Annotated in this window: 16 protein-coding genes; 10 read left to right on the forward strand and 6 right to left on the reverse strand. The window is 37.3% G+C overall.

From position 1 onward, the window contains the following. Nucleotides 1-145: 145 nt before the first annotated feature. Nucleotides 146-1,984, forward strand: a complete 1,839-nt coding sequence (locus K5G00_RS04840) for a 2-oxoacid:acceptor oxidoreductase subunit alpha (RefSeq protein ID WP_238764666.1) — start codon at nt 146-148, stop codon at nt 1,982-1,984. 2 nt (nt 1,985-1,986) lie between these two features. Next, on the forward strand, nt 1,987-3,048 hold the full coding sequence (locus K5G00_RS04845) for a 2-oxoacid:ferredoxin oxidoreductase subunit beta (protein WP_238764667.1): 1,062 nt from the start codon (nt 1,987-1,989) through the stop codon (nt 3,046-3,048). A 74-nt stretch (nt 3,049-3,122) separates the two neighbouring features. Here K5G00_RS04845 and K5G00_RS04850 read toward each other — a convergent pair whose 3' ends face one another. From K5G00_RS04850 to K5G00_RS04860, 3 genes are all read right to left on the reverse strand, one after another. Beyond that, a complete protein-coding gene (locus K5G00_RS04850; RefSeq protein ID WP_158868648.1) occupies nt 3,123-3,425 on the reverse strand; it encodes a hypothetical protein in 303 nt (100 codons plus the stop codon). Nucleotides 3,426-3,609: 184 nt separating this feature from the next. Next, nucleotides 3,610-4,209 (reverse strand): aminotransferase class IV, encoded by a 600-nt coding sequence (locus K5G00_RS04855; protein ID WP_238764668.1) that lies wholly within the window; start codon nt 4,207-4,209, stop codon nt 3,610-3,612. Then, nucleotides 4,193-5,164, reverse strand: coding sequence for an aminodeoxychorismate synthase component I (locus K5G00_RS04860; RefSeq protein ID WP_238764669.1), 972 nt, complete (start codon nt 5,162-5,164; stop codon nt 4,193-4,195). The genes K5G00_RS04855 and K5G00_RS04860 overlap by 17 nt, the downstream gene beginning before the upstream one ends. A 101-nt stretch (nt 5,165-5,265) precedes the next feature. Here K5G00_RS04860 and K5G00_RS04865 point away from each other — a divergent pair, with 101 nt between their 5' ends. The 4 genes from K5G00_RS04865 to K5G00_RS04880 all read left to right on the forward strand — a co-directional run bounded on the left by K5G00_RS04865 (nt 5,266) and on the right by K5G00_RS04880 (nt 10,508). Then, a complete protein-coding gene (locus tag K5G00_RS04865) occupies nt 5,266-5,934 on the forward strand; it encodes a YggS family pyridoxal phosphate-dependent enzyme (protein ID WP_238764670.1) in 669 nt (222 codons plus the stop codon). A 41-nt stretch (nt 5,935-5,975) separates the two neighbouring features. After that, nucleotides 5,976-6,965 (forward strand): dihydroorotate dehydrogenase-like protein, encoded by a 990-nt coding sequence (locus tag K5G00_RS04870; RefSeq protein ID WP_238764671.1) that lies wholly within the window; start codon nt 5,976-5,978, stop codon nt 6,963-6,965. A gap of 2 nt (nt 6,966-6,967) precedes the next feature. Then, nucleotides 6,968-10,192 (forward strand): PKD domain-containing protein, encoded by a 3,225-nt coding sequence (locus tag K5G00_RS04875; RefSeq protein WP_238764672.1) that lies wholly within the window; start codon nt 6,968-6,970, stop codon nt 10,190-10,192. Between the two features lie 148 nt (nt 10,193-10,340). Continuing rightward, on the forward strand, nt 10,341-10,508 hold the full coding sequence (locus K5G00_RS04880) for a hypothetical protein (RefSeq protein ID WP_238764674.1): 168 nt from the start codon (nt 10,341-10,343) through the stop codon (nt 10,506-10,508). A gap of 88 nt (nt 10,509-10,596) precedes the next feature. On the opposite strand, the gene K5G00_RS04885 is transcribed toward K5G00_RS04880, so the two are convergent. Together K5G00_RS04885 and K5G00_RS04890 are read right to left on the reverse strand one after the other, a co-directional pair. Then, nucleotides 10,597-11,589 (reverse strand): PorP/SprF family type IX secretion system membrane protein, encoded by a 993-nt coding sequence (locus K5G00_RS04885; protein WP_317235532.1) that lies wholly within the window; start codon nt 11,587-11,589, stop codon nt 10,597-10,599. 19 nt (nt 11,590-11,608) lie between these two features. Beyond that, nucleotides 11,609-12,115 (reverse strand): hypothetical protein, encoded by a 507-nt coding sequence (locus tag K5G00_RS04890; RefSeq protein WP_238764676.1) that lies wholly within the window; start codon nt 12,113-12,115, stop codon nt 11,609-11,611. A 97-nt stretch (nt 12,116-12,212) separates the two neighbouring features. On the opposite strand from K5G00_RS04890, the gene K5G00_RS04895 reads away from it, so the two are divergent. Next, on the forward strand, nt 12,213-13,577 hold the full coding sequence (locus tag K5G00_RS04895) for an MATE family efflux transporter (RefSeq protein WP_238764677.1): 1,365 nt from the start codon (nt 12,213-12,215) through the stop codon (nt 13,575-13,577). Between the two features lie 523 nt (nt 13,578-14,100). Then, nucleotides 14,101-14,547 (forward strand): OsmC family protein, encoded by a 447-nt coding sequence (locus K5G00_RS04900; RefSeq protein ID WP_238764678.1) that lies wholly within the window; start codon nt 14,101-14,103, stop codon nt 14,545-14,547. A gap of 55 nt (nt 14,548-14,602) precedes the next feature. On the opposite strand, the gene uvrA is transcribed toward K5G00_RS04900, so the two are convergent. After that, nucleotides 14,603-17,404 carry an excinuclease ABC subunit UvrA gene (gene uvrA / locus K5G00_RS04905; protein ID WP_238764679.1) on the reverse strand — a complete coding sequence of 934 codons (2,802 nt, stop codon included), beginning with the start codon at nt 17,402-17,404 and terminating at the stop codon, nt 14,603-14,605. A 164-nt stretch (nt 17,405-17,568) separates the two neighbouring features. On the opposite strand from uvrA, the gene K5G00_RS04910 reads away from it, so the two are divergent. Continuing rightward, nucleotides 17,569-18,156 carry an RNA polymerase sigma factor gene (locus K5G00_RS04910; protein WP_238764681.1) on the forward strand — a complete coding sequence of 196 codons (588 nt, stop codon included), beginning with the start codon at nt 17,569-17,571 and terminating at the stop codon, nt 18,154-18,156. Nucleotides 18,157-18,222: 66 nt separating this feature from the next. Next, complete coding sequence (locus tag K5G00_RS04915; RefSeq protein ID WP_238764682.1) at nt 18,223-18,438, forward strand: hypothetical protein; 216 nt, start codon at nt 18,223-18,225, stop codon at nt 18,436-18,438. Nucleotides 18,439-18,444 lie beyond the last annotated feature (6 nt).

The following is an 18,444-nucleotide window of genomic DNA, read 5'->3' on the forward strand; positions in this document are numbered from 1 at the left end:
TTACAAACTTGTTAAATAATGGTTATTTTTGTTTGTCGTAATTAGTGATAAAAAATTTATGGATTCGATTCTGGAATTATAATCTTTTAATTTTGGGGTCGTTTTTCTTTTGAATTGAAGTTTTTAATGTATAAAGAATAATTAAATGAAGGATGCAAAAGTAATTGAGTTGGATGAAGTCGCCATACGATTTTCAGGTGATTCAGGTGACGGAATGCAGCTTACAGGTACGTTGTTTTCGGATGCCACAGCTTTGTTGGGAAACGATATTTCGACTTTTCCCGACTATCCATCCGAGATCAGAGCTCCACAGGGAACGGTTGGAGGGGTATCAGGTTTTCAGGTACAATTCGGACAAAAACAAATTAATACTCCGGGTGATTATGCTCATGTTTTGATCGCGATGAACCCGGCAGCAGTTAAGGCAAATGCAAAATTTATGAAGCCCGGTGGTACCATAATTTATGACTCCGATGCTTTTAATGAGAAAAATCTAAATAAGGCGAATTTCAAAACTGATGATCCATTTGCTGAATGCAACCTTGATGATTATTTTAAAATTCCGGTTCCAATTTCGAGCTTAACCAAAGAAGGACTAAAAGATTTTGGTCTGGATAATAAAAGTGTTTTACGAAGTAAAAATATGTTTGCGCTTGGTTTGGTTTGCTGGATGTTTAATCGCCCACTTGATTATATCGAAGAGTTTATCAAAAATAAATTTGCAAAGAAACCAGTTGTGGTTGAGTCAAACGTTAAGGTGTTGCATGACGGTTACAACTACGGAATGAACATGCAGCATATGACTCCGAGTTATTTGGTAAATCCTGCAAATATTGAAAAAGGGACATACCGAAATATTAATGGAAATCATGCTACAGCCTGGGGATTGCTTGCTGCCGCTGAGAAATCAGGTTTGGAACTATTTTTAGGCTCTTATCCGATTACTCCGGCTACTGATATTTTATCGGCACTTTCGGAAAGAAAAGATTTAGGTGTAAAAACATTTCAGGCGGAAGATGAAATTGCGGGTATAACATCGGCGATAGGAGCTTCTTTTGCCGGCGACCTGGCCGTGACCACTACATCCGGTCCGGGGCTTGCATTAAAATCGGAAGCCATAGGTTTGGCAGTTATGGCCGAGCTTCCGCTGGTAATTGTTAATGTTCAAAGAGGTGGTCCTTCAACCGGACTTCCAACCAAAACAGAACAATCAGATTTAATGCAGGCTTTGTACGGACGAAATGGTGAAAGTCCGGTTGTTGTATTGGCTGCAAGTACCCCTTCCGATTGTTTCTGGTATGCTTTTAAAGCAGCAAAAATTGCATTGGAAAGAATGGTTCCGGTACTGCTTTTAACTGATGGATTTTTGGGGAATGGAAGTGAACCATGGAGAATTCCAAAAATGTCGGAACTTCCGTCGATTACTCCACGGGTTGCAAAAGACGCCGGGAGTTTCCAGGCCTATAAACGTGATTCTGAAAACCTGGCCCGAGAATGGGCTTTCCCGGGGATGGCCGGTTTTGAGCATCGAATTGGTGGTCTGGAAAAGAATGAGACAGGTACTGTAAGCCATGATCCGGATAACCATCAAAAAAACACTGAGATTCGCGAAGAGAAAGTTGAGAGAGTGGTAGACATGGTTCCGGATTTGGAAACATGTGGTGACGATGAAGGAGACGTTTTGGTTGTTGCCTGGGGCGGAACATACGGGCACATGATAAGTACAGTTCGCGAACTCAGAAAAGAAGGTAAAAATGTGAGCCTTGCTCATTTTAATTATATCAAACCACTTCCCAAAAATACAGCTGATGTATTCAGTAAGTTCAAAAAAATTATTGTATGTGAGTTAAATCTTGGGCAGTTTGCTTCCTATCTGCGGGACAAAATGCCACAATTTGAATATCACCAATACAATAAGGTAAAAGGCTTGCCATTTACTGTGAATGAATTGAAACAGAGCGTTTACAAATTACTGGAGGATTAAAAATGACTGATTTAAAATATACCATAAAAGATTTTAAAAGCGAAAATGAAGTTCGCTGGTGTCCGGGGTGTGGTGACTATGCAATTATGAATGCTGTTCAACGGACTATGGCCGGAATGGGAATCCCACGTGAAAAATTTGCTGTTATTTCTGGTATTGGATGTTCTTCCAGGTTTCCCTATTATATGAGTACATTCGGATTTCATACCATTCACGGGCGTGCTGCTGCTGTTGCCTCCGGTGTAAAAGCTGCAAATCCGGATTTAAGCGTTTGGGTAATAACAGGCGATGGCGATGCAATGGCAATCGGGGGAAATCATTTTATCCATTTGATCCGCAGAAATATGGATCTAAATCTTGTTCTTTTTAATAACAGAATTTATGGTTTAACAAAAGGACAATATTCTCCAACGTCAGATCGTGGAGTTAAAACAAAAACATCTCCTTTTGGAACTGTTGAAGATCCATTTGTGCCGGGACAGCTGGTAATTGGAGCAAGAGGAACATTCTTTGCGCGCTCTATTGATAGTAATATCAAACTGAGCCAGGAAGTTTTTGACGGTGCAGCAAAACATAAAGGTACCTCGGTAGTTGAAGTACTTCAGAATTGTGTTATTTTTAATAACGGAATTCACAATGCAATTACAGATCCGAATCACCGGGCCGACCGGCAACTGATCCTTGAACATGGAAAACCCATGCTTTTTGGTGAGGAAAATGAAAAGGGAATTATTTTCGAAAAAGGAAAGTTGAAAGTGGCGAAAGTTGGAGAGAATGGAGTGACAACAGACGATGTGCTTGTGCATGACGCGAATGAGCCTGATCCGACTATACACATGGCCTTAATTAATATGCAGTTACCTGATTTTCCGGTAGCATTTGGTGTTATCAGGAGTGTATCTGCACCGGTTTATGATGTTGAAATGGCTGCGCAGATTAAAACTGTTCAGCAAACCAGAAAGATTAAAAATGTGGATGAGTTGCTAAATTCCGGAAATACCTGGGAAGTAACAACCGAAAACGGATCAACCGGTAAAGATTGTCCAAAATTTGAGTTTAAATAACAAAACAATACCTAAACAAAAAAGCCTTGCAATAAATACAGCAAGGCTTTTTTGTTCCTCTCTACTAAAATTAATTAATTTAACTCAAACCATTCCGGATGTTTTATGAAAATACCAGCGTCTAATCCGGGGTAAAATGTATAAACAATTTTTAATGCATCTGCATACTCAATATTTTTTGTTTTAACATAATCGTACAAATGAGTATAATTAGATAAAGCAAATTCAACAGAGTAGCCAGCATAAATAATATTCCAAAAGGCTTCCAGTTCATCACTCGAAGCAGAAAAAAGCTCCTCCGCAATATCCTGAAACCGTTGGGAAGGAATTACATCCCGGATTTTTTGTAGATAATTTAAAGTTGTTTTGTGTCCCATTTAGTAAAAATTTTGCGTCCATCTTATCACGGGGTAAAAGTATTAAACTTTGCGAATGAAACCATTTGATAACTTACTGGAATGGGAGGTAATAATGGCTGAATTTTAGTCAGTTAAATGCTGATCGCCAATAATGGAGGGAGCTTGAACATTGAATTTAAATTAAATATAAATTGTTGATGTGTTAAGATTTTATGTTCTTCCTTTTTATTACCGGCATATTTTCAAAGTCTTGTAAGGCGTTTATTAGCCCGACTTTTGTGTATTTGTTGAGATCTTCAGGTGAGATTTTGCATACCTCAATTTGTTTTTTGTATAACAGTCGTTCGCGTTGGGTTCCTTTTAGCAAAGGAGTGTTTGGTGTCCACCATTTTTTGCCATCGAAAAATATGACGTTTGCTGTAAAACTGTCGGTAATATATCCTTTACTGACAATAAGAATATCGTCGCAATCTTTTCTTTTTTCAAATAATTCCTGAAGTGCGCTTCGGTTTGCATATTTTAAATGATAATCTACCTTGTTGTCTTCAATCAACTTCAGGCTCTCAATTTTTCTGTAACGATGAGGTAAAAATTCAATTTTTTCAATCTGTTCAGAATAAGTTACCCTGCAACGGAAAAGCCCGATTTTGCAGTGTTCAGGAATTTTTATGTAGCTTGATAAATTAATTTCTTCAGAAATATGAAATGCTTCTTTTCTGGCACTGTTCATTCTTGCATTGTGCCATTTAAGGTGAAATAATTTTCCGTTCTTACATTTTATGGTTTCAAACAATGGGGACATAGATTTTTTTTAGTAATTCTTCATATTCATTTTCCAATTCGCTCATAAAAGTAATCCCCCCGCCGCTTTTGTAAAATAACTGTTGGTTTATATTTTCAATAAAGCGAATCAGAACGCAGGAATCCAGATTTTTGCCATCAAAATAACCAAACACCCCGGTGTAATAACCACGATCGTATTTTTCGGCATTTTTTATAATTTCCACCGTTTTTTTCTTTGGTGCTCCGGAAACAGAACCTGCCGGCAATTGAGAAAAAATAATGTTTCCAATATTTTCACAATAGTCTTTGGGAAGGTCTCCTGAGATCTGGGAACTAACCTGCCAGAGATTTTTTTGATTGGTTTTTATCAGTTCAAGATAACGGAATTTATCAACTGAGACATTTTCGGCAATAAGGCTCAAGTCGTTCCTGATGAGATCGACAATCGTATTATGTTCTGCTTTCTCTTTGGTATCTTCCAGAATTTTTTTTTCGGAATTTTCAATTTCTGCATCAATCGTTCCTTTCATTGGAAAAGAAAAAACTTTTCCATTTTCTATTTTTATAAATGTCTCCGGAGAAAAGCAAACAAATTGATTTTTTAACAGGATTTTGTATTTCGCAGAACTTAAATAAAAAATGTCATCCAATGTCAGGTTGGTTTCAATTTCCGCTGGTTGAGTATAGTTGAGTAAATAGGTGTCGCCACTGAAAATATGTTGTTTTATCAAATCAAATCCTGATTTGTATTTCTCAAATGTCACCGGTTTGGTTTTCCATTTTAGCAGACTCTTTTCACTTGTTGAAAAGGGTATGTTTGAATAACCGGGAATTTTAAACCATATTTTTTCTGATGATTCTGATAAAGCAGTTACAACCGCTTTTTTCATTTCAAAATCAATGAGAAAAACAAATGGTTCTCCATCTTTTCCCATTCGATTCATCTGATTTTTTATGTCGCCCTTTTTTTTCATGATTTGTAACAAAGGTATAAAATTTTGTTCCCTGAAAATGGTGTCAAAATTCAGTGGCTAAACCATTCATAATTTTTATTTTTGATAAAAAATAAAAGCAGATGGATATAGCAAAGAAGATTTCTGAAATAAAACAAACTTTGCCTGAAGAAGTTAAACTTGTGGCGGTGTCGAAAACAAAACCCAACGAGGATATTTTAGTTGTTTATCATTCGGGGCATAGAATTTTTGGTGAAAATAAGGTTCAGGATTTAACTAAAAAGTATGAAGAATTGCCCAAAGATATTGAGTGGCATTTTATTGGCCATCTGCAGAGGAACAAAGTAAAATATATTGCTCCGTTTGTTTATTTAATTCATGGTGTGGATTCGGTAAAACTCTTAAAGGAGATAAATAAACAGGGAGCAAGGAACAAAAGAATAATTTCGTGCTTGTTACAATTTCATATAGCAGAGGAAGAAACCAAATTTGGTCTTTCTGTTGAGGAGGCAAAGGAATTGTTAAGCTCAAAGCAATACAGGGCGTTTGAGAATATTCAAATAAAAGGTGTTATGGGGATGGCAACCTATACGGAAAACGAAGAACAGGTAGCAAAAGAGTTTAGAATGCTAAAAAATATTTTTAATACGCTAAAAAATGAATACTTTTCCGATTCCAAAGATTTTTGCGAGATTTCAATGGGAATGTCTGACGATTATTTGTTAGCGGTAAAAGAGGGGAGTACAATGGTGCGAATTGGAAGTAAGATTTTTGGTGCCCGTAATTATTAGAACTACAGTACAGACTTTAAATAAAAATAAAATCAAGATCGATGGCAAATTTAGAAACAACATATCTGGGATTAAAGTTGAGAAATCCTTTGGTGGCAGCGAGTTCAGGTTTGACGAGTTCAGTTGAAAAAATTAGAGAAATGGAAACCGCAGGAATTGGCGCGGTGGTTCTAAAATCGATTTTTGAAGAACAAATCAATAACGAGGTAACCAGTTTGTTGCTAAAAGATTCGCAAAATACCGCTTATCCGGAAGCCGAAGACTACATCAAAGGATACCTTAGAAGTAATACCGTAACAAAACATCTGGAACTGCTTAAGGCTGCAAAAGAGGCAGTTGAAATACCGGTAATTGCCAGTATCAATTGTGTGTCGGCTGAAGAGTGGATTACATTTGCCAAAGACTTTCAGGATGCAGGAGCTGATGCGCTTGAGTTGAATATTTTTTATGTTCCCACCGACAGGACCGAACGTCCGGGAATGGCCGAGCAATTGTATCTCGATGTATTAAAAAAAGTAAAAATGCAGGTTTCAGTTCCCGTGGCTGTAAAATTTGGTGTTCACCATAGTAATATAGTGGGCATGGCCGATAAGCTTATGGCCCACGGAGCTGACTCGATTGTTATGTTCAATCGTTTTTATGAACCTGATATTGACCTTGAAAAATTGGAACTTACATCATCGGAAGTCTTCAGTTTTCCGCATGATATCCGACGAAGTTTGCGCTGGGTTGGTCTGGTTTCCTCTATTCTTCCAAAGCTTGAGATTGCTGCTTCAACAGGAATTCACGACGGCAAAGCGGTTTTGAAGCAATTACTTGCAGGGGCACGAGTTGCGCAACTTTGCTCTACACTTTATATCAACGGTAGTGATGTGGTTCCCAGAATGCTCGAAGAAATCACTGACTTTATGAAAAAATGGAATTTCAAAAAAATCGATGATTTCAGGGGACGACTTTCTTATAAAAACATTTCCGATCCGTTAGTGTATGAACGCTCGCAGTTTATGAAATACTTTTCGAACCGGAACTGATAATGACAAAATTTGGGCTGGCTTTTCTTTTAATAATCACTGTAATAAAAACCTTCGCCCAAACCGATACGGTAAAATTTAACTTAAAAATCTACTACGGTTCGGAAAATAACCGTACAAATTTTTGTTCCGATTCAGTAAAAGCCGCTCCTTTAGTTCGAATTGAAGGAGATGGTTTTGATCAGGCAAATGAGGGGATTCGGATTTCAGTTTCCAATTACAAGCGCAATGAAGACATTTTGGTCTACAGGGGGAATAAAAGTTTTAACATCAACTGGGATTCCTACTACGGCTACCTTGAAATCACAGGCATTGGCACTGCCCAAGAGTATGAACAGGCTGTAAGTGAAGTCTATTATAAGAATATTGCATCAGTCCCGAGTTTAGGTGACAGATATATTTCTGTTACATTAAAAGATGCAGACTATCTACCTGCCACAAAACATTTTTACAGGTTTGTCAAAAAGCAGGATATAACATGGACCGAAGCTCGTGATGCTGCTGCAAAAACCACTTACAACGGTTTGCGGGGGTATCTTGCTACCATTACTTCTTCCGTGGAAAATGATTTTATATGGACAAAAATTGATGGTATCGGATGGATTGGCGCAACCGATGAAGAAGTGGAAGGAGTATGGAGGTGGGTGACGGGGCCTGAAGAGGGAACTCAGTTCTGGCAAGGAACATATCAAAATGGTTACTCGGTTAACGGCCTTTTTTCTTATTGGTCTGAGAACGAACCTAATAATGCCCATGGAGACACCAATGACGGAGTTGGCGAAGATTACGGGCATATGAATCAGAATCCATCAAAAAGAATAAAATCGTGGAATGACTTGCGTTTAAATGGTGATGGAGTAAATTCTCAATATTATCGTCCTCAGGGATATATTGTAGAATTTGGAGGACTGCTTGGTGATCCGGATTTGCAATTGTCTGCGACTTCGATAGTAGAAATTGAAAAGATTGCTTTTTCCGACAAAAAAGATTACGAGGTTTGTTTGGGAGAGAATGTCCGTTTGAATGATATCGAATTGCCTGGTTCCAATAGTTATAAATATACCTGGTTACCAAATCAAAACATCAGTAATGCGAATGCTTATAATCCTATAGTTTCACCAACACAAGATATAACTTACAAAGTAACCGGAGAATTAAACGGCTGTGTTTCCGACGCCGAATTTAAAATTCAGGTTAATCCTGCTCCCGTTTCAAAATTGGATCCGGTAAATATCATTTGCGAAGGAAGTTTAATTTCCTTAAATCCAGGAGAACACCGGTCTTATTTATGGCAAAACGGTGAAATAACTCCAACCATTTCTGTGGAAGATGAAGGAGATTACTCAGTTATTCTAACCAACGAATTCGGATGTAAGCTTGATGCAGAAACAAAAGTGGAGTTTAGTAAACGACCAGAATTGAATTATAAAACAGTTGATACCCTGGTTTGTGGTTCAAAACAGCAGAGATTAAATTTATCGTTTGAAAGTGGTACCGCAACTACGGTTTTAAAGGCTTTGCAGGCGGATGTGCAGATTGCGGATGAATCGACTCTTTTGCCAACCATTCAGGTCGATAAGTTTGGAGCTTATCGTTTTGAAATGGAAATTGTGGATGCGTTCGGGTGTGAGTTTACCGATACTTTAAATATTGAATTTCATAACCAGCCCTCGGCACAATTTCAACTGGATGAAACAACATGTGCGGGATACAATGTGCAACTCGAATTTAGTGGTGTAACATTTGAAGATGCCGTTTTTGACTGGTATTCAAACGATACTCTTTTTTTTTCAGGTATTAATGAAAATACAGTTGAAGTTCCGCTTGGGTACGGTACTTTTAATCGTTCGGTTGGACTTACAATTGATGAACAGGGATGTATTGATTCCTTGGAAATACCTGTAACAGTTAAACCTGTATTGGATTTTTGGCCGGAAACAAACGAGGGATGTACACCTTTATCTGTCCGGTTTGATTATTTGGCAACTGAACCCGTTGAACGGTTTTACTGGGAATTTGGCGACGGATCGAATTCGGCCAGCGAAAAACCTGTACATATTTTTCAGAATGATGGAATTACTGACTATGATTTTGATATTTCGCTAAAGATTGTCTCCTCAGAAGGATGTGAAAATGCCGGGTTGGTTCAGAATTTGGTAAAGGTTCATCCGATTCCAACCATTGATTTTAATTTTTCAGATGAAGAGTGTTACAGCGAATTTGCCGTGGTAAATTACCAGGGTTCAGCTTCTGATAACGCAACCTTTTTATGGGATTTATCTGATTTTTACACCGATGAAATTATTCATCATCCGGGAAATTCAAGAGGTCCCCTGGAATTTAGGAGAAGCTCGGCACCGACAGTTGATATTGGCTTGCAGGTGATTTCTGAATACAATTGTTCAACCGACTCGACGCGAAAGACATTTAAACGAAAACCTGTTTTTTATGCAGAAATGGACACGAAAGAAGGATGTCCGCCTTTGGACGTTAATTTTTCTGCAGAAGTATTTGACCGGGTTGATGAATTGGATTATTCCTGGGATTTTGGTGATGGAGAGCACAGTTCCGGCGAAGCGGTTGCTCATGTGTTTAAGCAATCAGAAAGTGAATTTCAGATTCATTCAATTGCACGATCTGGATTAACAGGATGTATTGATACTTTTATTTTGCCTGAAAAAGTAAATGTTTTTCCAGAGCCTATTGCTAAATTTAATGCTGTGCCAAATTCTGCACTTATTAGTTATCCGGTTATTCAGTTTGAAAATCAAAGCAATGGGGCAAGCATGTACGAGTGGGATTTTGACGACCTGTCAGTAAATTCTGTTGAGGAGAGTCCGGAGCATCGTTACGATGCAATGGGATTTTACGATGTGAAATTAACGGCTACGAATGATTTGGGGTGTGTTGATACAACTGTTCATCAAGTTTCTGTAGCTTTCGATAAAGTATATCCGCCAAATGCTTTTTCTCCAAATGCAACTTTGGAAGAAGACAGAGAATTCAGAATTCATTCGGAAGGAATAACAGACGAAGCCTATCAACTTTTGATTTTTAATCGGTGGGGAGAAAATATCTTTGAGTCAAATAGTCAAAATTTGGGTTGGGACGGCAAAATGAAAAACGGAAATTTTGCTCCTGCCGGAATTTATTCCTGGGTTATTCAATATAAAGATTTTAAGGGTGAAAATCATAAACAACGGGGCACCGTGACTTTGTTGTTTTAAAATTTCACTTCAGGGTTTAATCCTGTCTTTCTTCATTGTTTCTTTTTAATGGTGAATTACTTATAAATTGTTAAAAACCACTATTTTTTCAAAAAAGAATAAAAGGAAGCATAACAAATTTGTAACGGTTTACGTATTAAGAAATGTTATGGATGCAAAAAAAGAACATACTATTGGATTTGAAGGCAAGCCAATATTTCGCTATAATCCGCAATTTTCTTCAATTGAAGGGAGTTACAACAAACCAGGAAATCATCAGTTTGTAGTTCCGTGGCAAATGGCAAAAATGAAAGAAAAAGAAGCGTCATTTAAGTGAAGGGCTTGCAGGTGAAAGAAGAGTTTGACTACGTTTGATTAAAGGAAAAGTCCGGTATTTATCCGGACTTTTCCTTTTTTTATTTTTATCAAATCATTGGAATCAAAAGTTTGTTTTTGACAGGTATTCCATCCAGTCTTCCCAAAAAGAAAGTGAGTGATATTTCATGTGAGCCAAAACTGTAGTCAGAAAGTTTTGAAAGAGTGTAGTCAAAACTATATCCAAATTGAAATTTGTCTCTTGCAAAACCCGCCAATGCTATTATAGAATCCGGACGTTTGTCAAAATTGTTTCTTACCCATCCTCCCAAAAGAAAGGATTTTTCAATCAGGTAAATTCCAAGGTTAACCTGTTTGAATGTTCCCTGTTGTTGGTACATAAGGTTAGGAGAGAAGGTAAATTCGCGTGAAAGCAAGCCGTTATGATGCTTTTTTGTTCTCATTCCTGCGTGAACCGTGTATTTTATTGGGATTTTTCCTTTTTGATCTCCTTCCAGAATCGATTCATTCGGCTGGTTGATATGAAATGCGCTGGCTCCCCAGAAAATTTTATTGTGTTGTCCAACTGCGCCCATAGCAAAATCAGGGTAAATCTTTTTTTCGTCTGAATAGACCGGAACAGCTCCCGTTATTTCACCGCTTAATTGATCGATATTTGATGAGAAAATGAGGTTCTCGACATTAAACCGTTTTAAAACCAATCCCGCCTGCAATCCCATAGTTACAAAACTCCACTGATTAATTTTTAAATGATAAGAATATGAAAATGATGCAGAACTCGTATTCACGACGTTGTTTAGTTCTCTGTCGTGAAACAGCTGAAACCCGATACCTGAATTGAATTTTGTTGAAATTTGATCGTAGGAAATGGAATAAGTTGTATAGGTGGCTCCTTTTTGTGGCCATTGGTTCCGGTAACTAACTACTGCACGCGGAAGTTCAGTGGTTCCTGCAAACGCTGGGTTAACATGTAACGGATTGGCAAAAAATTGTGAAAACTCCGGATCTTGCCCCAACGAAATATGGCTTAATATTGCTACTAAAACGGAGGAGCATATAAATCTTAATACAATTTGTTTCACACCCTAAAGAAAGCGAAACTTAAGCAATTTTAGCCAGAATTTCATTTAGGAAATATGCTTTTTGTGTGTCAGCTGTTTTTAGTGCACTTGCAATTATTCGCTTTGTCTTTTTAATTATTTCCTCACTCGGAAGATATTCCAGATTATCAACAACGGTAAAAGCTTCAAAAGCGTTCTCCCAGTTATCATTGATGACAATATTTACAAAAACCGGCAAATAATCGTGATAGTCGAGGCCATTTTGCCAACAGGCTGTAAGGATCGTTTTTTTTATTGGAATATATTTTTCATTCTCCAGTGCCTCAATAAAAATAGGTACAGTTGTTTTTGCCTTCACATTTCCCAGGAGTTTTGTAATCTCTTTTTCGATTTCCTCTTCCCTGTTGGAAAGCAGCAGGTCAAGTAATACAGGAATATACAATTTATTTCCCTGAACACTAATTTTTTGAATGGCTGTAATAACCGTCGCCTGGTTTGTCGAAAAAAGTTCGGTCTGAATGTTTTTATTTAACTTTTCCTGATTCATTGTTTCTTTGTTTTACAGTTCTCAAAATTACACATATAAAAGCGTAAAACAACTTCGTAAACTAAATGTTGCTTCGAAATATTTAACTTTGCGGCTCATGAAAAATATAGAAGAATTAAGTAGCGCAAATATTGGCCGGTTAATGCTGAAATATTTCATTCCAGCTTTTGTTGGGGTATTTGTTAATGCTCTTTATAATATAGTCGACCGTATTTTTATAGGACAGGGAGTTAGTGCTGAAGCATTATCTGGTATTTCAGTTATTTTTCCTGTCATGCTTATTATGATGGCGTTTGGGATGTTGATTGGTATTGGCTCGGGGGTTTTTGTTTCTATAAATCTAGGGAAAAAAGATTTTGACACTGCAGAAAAAACTTTAGGTACCGGCTTTGCGCTGATGATAATTGTTTCAGTAATTATTATGATTCTTATTTATGTGTTGAAGGTTCCTATCCTCGAATCGTTTGGTTCTACAAAAGAAACTTTTCAGTATGCAAATGATTATCTGGATATCATTATTGTTGGAATTCCCTTTATGGTTATTGGTTTTTCACTGAATAATATTATCCGTTCAGAAGGGAACGCCCGTATTGCAATGATTTCTATGATTTTAAGTGCGGGTTTAAATATCATTCTCGATCCTGTTTTTATTTTTTGGTTTGATATGGGAGTAAAAGGTGCTGCACATGCAACAAATATTTCAATGTTTGCACTTATGATGTGGGTTCTACTTCATTTCAGGGGAAAGCGTTCGCTCGTGAGACTTCACTGGAGAAATATTAAGATTAACAAGAAAATTGCCGGGGAAATCGTTGCAATTGGGATGGCACCTTTTGCAATGCAAATTGCAAATAGCGTCGTTCAGGGACTTTTAAACAAGAAACTGATTTTATTTGGAGGAGATCTAGCTGTTGGTGCCATGGGAATCATTAATTCGGTAATTTCCTTGGTCGTTATGGCAATGGTTGCTGTTAACATGGCTTCGCAACCAATAATTGGATTTAACTATGGTGCAAAATCTATCGATCGCGTAAAACAAGCTCTTCGTATTTCAGTTGTTTCTGCAACAGTTGTAGCTGTTTTTGCTTTTTTGCTTGTTCAGTCGGTTCCCGGAATAATTGTAAAGCTTTTTAATAACGATAGTCAGATATTATATACTATTGCCACAAAAGGATTACGATTTGTTACCCTGGCTTTTCCGCTTGTCGGTTTTCAGGTAGTGGCTTCACATTTTTTTCAGGCAATTGGTAAAGCAAAGATTTCGATGTTTGCAACTTTATTTCGTCAGGTTATTTTATTGATTCCTTTTTTATTCATTTTACCCGGTTTTTGGGAAATTAATGGAGTTTGGTTGTCGTATCCCCTGGCAGATACCTTGTCGGCAATTGTCGTATTTTTTCTTTTGTCACGAGAATGGAGAAGGCTAAATATTCAGGAAGTTACAAAATATGAAGTTGCTTAGGGTTGTTTTATTGCTTACCGTTTTGGGAAGCTGTTTGTATGTTTTGTTTTTTCAGCCGGAACTACTTGGAATAAATTTATCACAAAACTTAGATTTTCCATCGGGAAGTCTTGTGTCGTGGTTGATTATTATAACTTTTGTTTTGTTTGTTTACCTGGTTCTTCCAGCAGAATCAAAAACAAAGTCAGATAAAAAGCACAAGACTATTTCCGCGGTTTTTGTTTTGATGAGTCTTTTGTGGGGCGTGTTTTCCCGTATCCTTGCCGGAAATTGGTCGTGGGTTTTTAACGATATGCGGAATTTTTATGTTTGGGTTTTATTCACTACGGTTTTATTATTCGTTCCCCTAGTGATTTTTATAACACATGTCTTCAGAATAGTTTCCATAAAAAATAGATCATAATTTAATTTTTTAAATTAAATTATTATGAAATTATGTTCTTTATTGTGGAAAAGTCATGATTTGTAATTCCTTGTTTTATTAATATTATGAGATAATTTATAACATTTAAAATAACAAAATATGGCTATTTCAAAAATAAAAGTAAGTGCTTCTATGGGGGCAGGTTTTAGCACCCAGGTTAATTGTTCACACCCATTTGTAATCGATCAGCCCAAAATGGCGGGTGGCAACGATGAAGGACCCAACCCATTGGAAATATTCTTATCGAGTTTGCCCGCATGTATTTGTGCGATAGGAAGAATTATAGCAACCCAACGCAGAATCAACCTTCGTGGAATTGAAGTGGAAGTAGAAGGGGATATTGATAAAGATTTTCTTTTGGGAAAAACAACAGAAGGCAGAGCTGGTTTTACAGAAATCAGAAGTTTTGTTCATATTGATGCCGACATGACAAAGGAAGAAAAGGAAGCATTTTTAAATGATGTGGCTGTCAGATGTCCCATCGCAGATAATATTGCTCAGAAGTCAGTTATCAAACCAATTGTGGTTGAAAACTCGATGGTTTAAATAAAATAAGTTAGTAGCTTAATGCCATTCCTCAAAAAAGGAATGGCATTCTTTTTTATTCAAGTTTTTCTGCCAATGCATTTCCGGTATATGACTCTTCCTTTTTTATCAATTGTTCAGGTGTCCCTTCAAAAATTAGGTTTCCGCCTTTATCGCCTCCTTCAGGGCCCAAATCTATTATCCAGTCAGCCGACTTAATTATTTCTAAATTATGCTCGATGATAATTATTGAGTGTCCGCGTGAAATGAGTGCATTAAAAGAATCAAGTAATTTCCTGATATCATGGAAGTGCAACCCTGTGGTAGGTTCATCAAAAATAAAAAGCGTGGGTGAATCTTTTTCTTTAGCCAAAAAAGAGGCTAGTTTTACACGTTGACTCTCGCCCCCTGAAAGCGTACTTGACGACTGGCCAAGTTTTATGTAACCCAATCCAACATCCTGCAAGGGTTGCAAACGTTTTGCAATTTTTTTCTCTGTCGATGATTTTCCTTTTGAGAAAAGTTCGATTGATTGGTTTACAGTCATATTTAGAATATCGTCAATGTTGTTGTTTTTGTATTGAACATCCAGGATATCTTCTTTAAAACGTTTGCCTCCACAACTTTCACACAAAAGAAAAACATCGGCCAGAAACTGCATTTCAACTTTGATTGTTCCTTCCCCCTGGCATTCATCACAGCGTCCGCCATCAACATTAAACGAAAAGTGAGAAGGTTTTAATCCCTGTATCTTAGCCGCTTGTTGTGTTGCAAATAATTTTCTGATCTCATCGTAGGCTTTTAAATAGGTAACCGGATTCGAGCGAGATGATTTTCCAATGGGATTTTGGTCGATAAATTCAATAGCATCCAACATCTTGTAGTCGCCGAGGATTGCATCGTGATGACCGGTTCGCTCACCATATCCTCCCATAATTTTTGTAAGCGCAGGAAATAGTATTTTGGAAACCAGTGACGATTTTCCCGAACCACTGACTCCTGTTACAACCGACAAGGTATTTAAAGGAAATTTTACACGTACATTTTTCAGGTTATTTTCCCGGGCACCGATAACTTCTATGGAGTTGGTCCATTTTCTGCGTTGTTTCGGAATTTCTATTTTTTCTTTCCCTGTTAAATATTTAGTGGTTAAACTCTCCGGTTTTGACTGCAATTCGGAATGATTTCCCTGGAAAACAACTTCACCTCCGTGTTGTCCGGCAAATGGGCCAATATCAATAATTTCATCAGCCGCGCGGATAATCTCTTCATCGTGCTCAACCACAAAAACGGTATTTCCTATTTTTTGCAAACGGCGTAAAACTTTTATTAAACGGTCGGTATCGCGTGGGTGAAGTCCGATGCTTGGTTCGTCCAGAATATACAACGAACCGACCAGGCTACTCCCCAATGACGTAGCAAGATTGATACGTTGCGATTCTCCTCCTGAAAGTGTGGATGACAAGCGGTTTAATGTGAGATAACCAAGACCTACATCACATAAAAATTCAAGCCTGTTGTTTATTTCAATCAGGATTCGTTTTGCTATTTCTGTTTCGTGTTTATTTAATTTTAGTTGATTGAAAAATATTTTTAACTCTGAAACTGGTAAAAGCACCAATTCCTGTAGTGACTTTTTACCCACCTTAACGTAACCTGCTTCTTTTTTTAAACGACTTCCTTTACATTCCGGGCAGGTTGTCTTTCCCCGATAGCGGGAAAGCATCACTCGATACTGAATTTTGTAGCTTTTTTCCTCAAGGTATTTGAAGAACTGGTTTAGTCCTTCAAAATGGCTGTTTCCGGTCCAGAGTAAAAATTTTTGTGCTTCGCTTAGTTCGTAAAATGGTTTATGTATCGGGAAATCAAATTTTTCGGCACTGTAAATTAGTTGTTGTTTCCATTCGCTCATCTTTTCTCCCTTCCAGCAGGCTATGGCATCCTGGTATACTGAAAGCGACTTGTTGGGAATAACCAAATCTTCGTCTATTCCAATAACCTTTCCGTAACCCTCACATGTTGGGCAGGCACCCACTGGGTTGTTAAAACTAAACATGTGTACCGTTGGTTCTTCAAATTCAATCCCATCAGCTTCAAACAGGTTGGAAAATGATTGTGAAACCGTTTTCCCATTTAAGAAAATTTTTACGATACATTCACCATGCCCTTCATAAAAAGCGGTTTGTACTGAATCGGCTATTCTACTTTGGGTGTCGTCATCGTTTTTTACCACGATTCGGTCGATAACAATGTTGCAGTTCCCCTTACAAAACGATTCCGTACCTGATTTTAAGATCTCGTCTATCCGCTTTATTTCATCGTTTATTTCAAGTCTTGAAAATCCCTGCTGCATTAAAAGTTCTGCCTCTTCTTCAATTGTCCTGCCGTTTTTGGGTTTTAAGGGAGAGGCAATTACGAGCCGTGTATCAGAAGGAAATGAAAGGACAAAATCGACAACGTCGGTTACATTTTGGCGTGATACTTCCTTGCCTGAAACCGGCGAAATCGTTTTTCCGACTCTGGCAAAAAGGAGTTTCAAATAGTCGTAAATCTCGGTTGAGGTTCCAACCGTTGAACGTGGATTTCGGGTATTAACCTTTTGTTCGATTGCAATTGCAGGGGGGATTCCTTTTATAAAATCGACTTCAGGTTTATTAATCCTTCCAAGAAATTGCCTGGCGTATGAAGAGAGGCTTTCGACATATCTTCGCTGTCCTTCCGCAAAAAGAGTATCAAAAGCCAAGGAAGACTTGCCTGAGCCGGAAACACCGGTAACCACAATGAATTTCTTAAGCGGAATCTTCAGACTGACATTTTTTAAATTATGTACTCTTGCGTGCTGGATTTCAATATATTTTTGAGTCTTACTATTTGACATATTTATGTTCAGAAACTATTATTTTGTAAAAAAACTTGTATTTTTCGTTTAAAAGTAGCATTTTTGAAACGGACAAAATTAAATAAATTGTTTCACATCATTAAAAAGAATCGCCTATAGAAAAACTTTACTTTTTGTTTACAATTAAATAGAAGGTAATGTTCATGACAAACACTTTGAACGACAATGAGCTTGTTCAACAATTTATTCAGGGCGATCAAAATTCACTGGAAATTTTAATACGTCGTCACAAGAACAGGGTATTTTCATATATTCTGCTTATTGTGAAAAATCAGGAATTGGCTGAAGATATTTTTCAGGAAACGTTTATAAAAGTAATTCGTTCACTGAAAAGAGGGAAATATATAGAAAACGGGAAGTTCGTTTCCTGGGTGTTGCGAATTTCGCACAACCTGATTATCGATCATTTCAGAAAAGAAAAGCTGAAAGGAACGGTGTCTAACGACAGTACAGAAGTTGATATTTTCAACTCACAGAAGTTTTCCGAAGCAACCATTGAGGATCAGTTGGTAAATGATCAGATTTTATTTGAGGTAAAAGAACTGATTAATGAATTACCTGATGATCAGCAACAAGTAATTTATATGCGTCATTATATGGGACTCAGTTTCAAAGAAATAGCAGAGCAGACGGATGTGAGTATAAATACGGCTTTGGGAAGAATGAGATACGCTTTAATTAACATGCGAAAACTCATTGAAAAGAAGAATTTGATACTTACAAAAGTTTAACTTTTGTTAACACAATATTAATATGGGAGGGGCGTTCTAACTAAAATTAGTTTTTAAAGAATGCCTATGAAAGAAATTTCTACTTTAATTTATTTTGTTAGCAATTTTCAGGCTGACTCTGAAAATAGTGAAAGAGAAAGTCTGGATTTAACTTTAACAAGGATGGAAAAATCAGACGTTGGACCGTCCGAACGTACAATCGAAAATATTATGAATTTTGCCCGTTCGTACGAGGTGTTTGAGAGTGAGGAGGCGGGTTTTGTTGAAATGAATTTGAATTAAAAAAGA

This window comes from Maribellus maritimus (assembly GCF_022267315.1).
GTDB lineage: Bacteria > Bacteroidota > Bacteroidia > Bacteroidales > Prolixibacteraceae > Draconibacterium > Draconibacterium maritimum.